Origin of the sequence: Streptomyces sp. LS1784 (assembly GCF_020103755.1) — a bacterium.
GTDB lineage: Bacteria > Actinomycetota > Actinomycetes > Streptomycetales > Streptomycetaceae > Kitasatospora.
This window is the reverse complement of record NZ_JAHSQD010001170.1, coordinates 1-874: the sequence shown is the minus strand read 5'-3', so window position 1 is coordinate 874 and position 874 is coordinate 1. Positions and strand designations below refer to the sequence as shown.

Annotated in this window: 1 pseudogene; it reads left to right on the top strand. The window is 77.6% G+C overall.

Annotated elements, in window-relative coordinates:
- Positions 1–874: pseudogene (locus KS423_RS46365) on the top strand (adenylate/guanylate cyclase domain-containing protein); the annotation flags it as partial.

The following is an 874-nucleotide window of genomic DNA, read 5'->3' as shown; positions in this document are numbered from 1 at the left end:
GGCCGCACCGTCGAACGCCCGGCCGTCCTGGTCCTGGACGACTGCCAGTGGGCCGGCCCGGTGCTGCTGGACGCCGCCGAGCGGCTGACGGCCGAACTCGGCGCCGCCCCCGTGCTGCTGCTCTGCCTGGCCCGCCCCGAGCTCCCGGCGGCCCGCCCGGGGCTGCCGACGCTGCCGGTCGGCGGCCTGTCCTGGGACGAATCCGCCCTGCTGGCCGCCCAGTTGACCGAGCTGAGCGCCCACCAGGACGCGGTGCCCACCCGGCTGCTGGAGCGCGCCGAGGGCAACCCGCTGCACCTGGAGGAGCTGCTGGCGGCCCTCACCGAGGCCGACGGCCCCGCCCTGGCCGACGAACTGCCGCCCACCGGACGGGCGTTGCTCAGCGCCCAGATCGACGGGCTGGAGCGCGACGAGCGTGCCACCCTCGACCTCGCCGCCGTCCTCGGCCGCGCCTTCACCGCCGCCGAACTCGCCGAACTCGCCCACGGCGGCAGCGACCAGGACGCCTTCGCGGACCCGGAGGACGACGTCTTCACCGGCCCGATCGACGGCCTGCCGGCCGACCCGTCCGCCGGGGGCGACGACACCCCGCCGCGGCTGCACGCCGCGCTGGCCCGGCTGGCCGAGCTGCGGCTGGTCGAACCGACCGGCACCGGCTACCGGTTCAGCAGCGGTCTGGTCCAGGAGTCGGTCTACCAGTCGATGTCCAAGCGGGCCCGCGCCGAACGCCACGAACGCGCCGCCGGCCTGCCGGCCGTCCGCTCCACCGGGGACGCCGCCGTCGGCGGCCACCTGGAGCGCGCCCACCGCTACCGGCTCGAACTCGGCCTGCTGGACACCCGCACCGACGTGCTGCGCACCCGCGCGGCCGCCG